3 protein-coding genes are annotated in these 2,896 nt (G+C 48.2%); all 3 read right to left on the reverse strand.

The genetic code is table 11. From position 1 onward, the window contains the following. Positions 1-1,212, reverse strand: a 1,212-nt coding sequence (locus tag RMO84_RS20065) for a CHASE2 domain-containing protein (RefSeq protein WP_310490207.1), incomplete at its 3' end; no start/stop codon positions are given. Between the two features lie 103 nt (positions 1,213-1,315). Further along, positions 1,316-2,497 (reverse strand): tetratricopeptide repeat protein, encoded by a 1,182-nt coding sequence (locus tag RMO84_RS20070; RefSeq protein ID WP_310490208.1) that lies wholly within the window; start codon positions 2,495-2,497, stop codon positions 1,316-1,318. Between the two features lie 88 nt (positions 2,498-2,585). Beyond that, the coding region (locus RMO84_RS20075) for a hypothetical protein (RefSeq protein ID WP_310490209.1) at positions 2,586-2,896 on the reverse strand (311 nt) is incomplete at its 5' end.

Genomic DNA, 2,896 nt, shown 5'->3' on the forward strand with positions numbered 1-2,896 from the left:
AATTAAGCCGACAACCGGACTCACCAGGGGAATCCAGCCCGCATGGGTAAAAGCGATCGCAAATCCACCGATGAGTAAAACGATCGTGCCACCAAGTGCGCCGACCAATTTGAGCGGATGGCGAATGTACCAAGCCAAGCCACTTCCTGTCAGACACCAGCCAGCAATCCACACCCCTTCTACCCAATCGGGCAGAAACCACCACAGCGGTTGTTTATCGAGGACGGTACTGAGAATTTGACTGACAATTTGGGCGTGTACCAACACCCCTGGCATCGTGGCATCTTCAGCTTTGCCAGCACTATAGGGGGTGAGAAATTCATCTTTAAGCGAACTGGCAGTCGAACCGATTAACACGATCCGATCTTTAATTAATTTTGGATCGACGCGATTATTGAGGAGATCGGAGATGGTAACGATCTTCGCTACGCCCAGTTTATTGGTAGTTGCCGCACTACTGGGCGATCGATAGTTGAGTAAGATCTGATAACCGCCAGATTCGGCAGTTTGGTACCCGCCATCCGTGCTGGAAATAGAGGGAAAATGAGCTGTAGCAAGGCTAAATTGATTGTTTGAATCAAACTTACCTTCAAGCTGATGTTTGCGGATTAGATACTCTTGTGCCAGTTGCAGCGCGAAACTAGTTTCACTCGTACATGGCGATTTAGGATCGCGAGCCATAAATAATAACGCCCGCCGGACGATGCCATCGCGATCGACCACCAGATCCACAAACCCCAGTTGTTCGGCGGGAATCCCTGGCGGCCCACCAATCCCCGGATTTTTGAAATTGCGATGGTGGCAGCCAGGAATAATCAGATCGTTGCTGTCCCAAATTTTGGCTAATTCGGCAGCTCCAGGCTGGACGGGATTGGGGCGAAACACATCTAAGCCAATGACTTTGGCTTTGGCATCCGTGAGTTTTTGAATCGCTCTAGCGATCGTCCGATCCGGTAGCGGCCATGTTTTTTGGAGGTTGAGATCTTCTTCGCTAATTGCCACGACGAGCAGGCGCGGATCTCTGGGCAAAGCGGGTCGCCACCGCACGCTGCGATCGTATGCCGCCAGCTCGCCTGTCTCCCACCACCCCAACTGTTTGGCACCAATTACCAGTCCCGCCACTCCCAACCCGATCCCCACAATTGTCACCAGTTGAAGGGATTTGCGTTGAGTCAGAGCTTTCCAGGCTGCTGTTAATCGGGGTCGGAGCATAGAAGAAGTAATCGATCTGGCGATCGATGCTAGGTAGACTGAATATCATCTCGATATTATCAGTATTCCCCCTGCCTCCGAGCGATCTAGCGATATACGCGAGTTAAATAATCGGTGATGTATTTTTTGCCTTTTGCCACTTTTTAAGTACCGACTTTAGCTCTCCAGCACCTTGCCGATTGCCTTGTTGTTGAAGTAGTTTAGCCGCTTTCTCCATGTCAGCAATGCCCCCAGATCGATCGTTGAGTATCTCATATTTTACAAAGGCACGATTTTTATAGCTCAGTGCCTCATTAGGATCGAATTGGATCGCCCGATTAAAATCAGCCATCCCACCTGGAACATCCTGGAATTTGCTCACTTTAAGTGCCCCGCGATTTCGATAGGTAATTGCATCTTTAGGAGCGAGTTGAATTGCCCGATTATAGTCAGCCATTGCTCCTTTGGGATCTTGAATACCAATCTGTTTCAGAAAGCCACGATTGGTATAAGCAAGCGGATAGTTTGGATTGAGTTGGATCGATCGATTGAAGTCAGCCAATGCACCCTTAAAATCTTGGAGATTTTCCGCCTTCACAGTGCCGCGCTTGACATAAGCATCTACAAAATTGGGGTCAAATTGAATGGCGCGATCGTAGTCAGTGACGGCTCCTTTGGGATCTTGGAGGTTGTTTTGCTTCAAAAAACCGCGATTATAATAAGGACGACTGAAATCTGGCTGGATTTGAATCGCCCGATTGAAATCAGCTAATGCGCTGCGGTAATCTTGCTGGATAGCTTTAACCACTCCGCGATTGTCATAAGCATCAGCGAGATTGGGTTTGAGTTGAATCGCGCGATCGAAATCAACTAGCGCGCTCCGATAGTCTTTTTGCATAGCTCTAATTACACCTCGATTGAAACAAGCTTTGGCATTTTTAGGGTCGAGCTGAATCGCTCGATTGATATCAGCTAGTCCGCCTGGTATATCCTGAAACCGCTCGGCTTTGAGCACGCCACGTCTGCGATGTGCATCAGCAAAATCCGGCTTGACTTGCAACGCACGATTGATATCGGCCAAAGCTCCTCGATAATCTTGCTTCTTATATTTTTGTTCTGCCGATCGATAATATTCTTCGGCTTTTAATGAGTTAGTTTGGACGCTCGGAGCTATTTGTCGATCGCGACTAGTCACTTGGACGATCGAGATCGGGTTAGCTGAAGCTCGAACGACAGCAATCGTTTGGATCGAAGGTATAGTTAGTGCAATTGCCGTTAGTTTTAGCCACAAATAATTTTGTACCATATGTATCGATCGATAAAAATATAAGGATTATGTCAATTCAGCACCAGTCGGTTGTGACGATCTCGAACTCAGGAAGATCGATATCGATTTAGGGGCGATCGAGTAACTTGGAACCTAGCAGGACGATCGATTTTGTGAGGATCGGACTCACGATGCCAATTAGATAAAAGCCAGCAACTATAAACCCGAACGGTCGTGGATCTACCCGTGCAAATGGATAAAAGATAATTCCTAGCAATAAACTCCCGACACAGCCCTGAAGTATCATGCGAGCGGGAATCTGGGCAGCGTTTACTTGGGCGCGCTGGGCAACTGGCATGTATAAATTGTCGATCGCCTGGATACAAATAGTACAACAGCCGCCAGCGATCGCAGCAAGTAAGAACAGCTCGGGTGCGA

This window comes from Chamaesiphon sp. VAR_69_metabat_338, assembly GCF_031423935.1.
GTDB lineage: Bacteria > Cyanobacteriota > Cyanobacteriia > Cyanobacteriales > Chamaesiphonaceae > Chamaesiphon.

What these genes read in the sequence shown, in the direction of transcription:
- RMO84_RS20070 (WP_310490208.1), bottom strand. Translation starts at nt 2,497, where the DNA reads ATGGTACAAAATTATTTGTGGCTAAAACTAACGGCAATTGCACTAACT.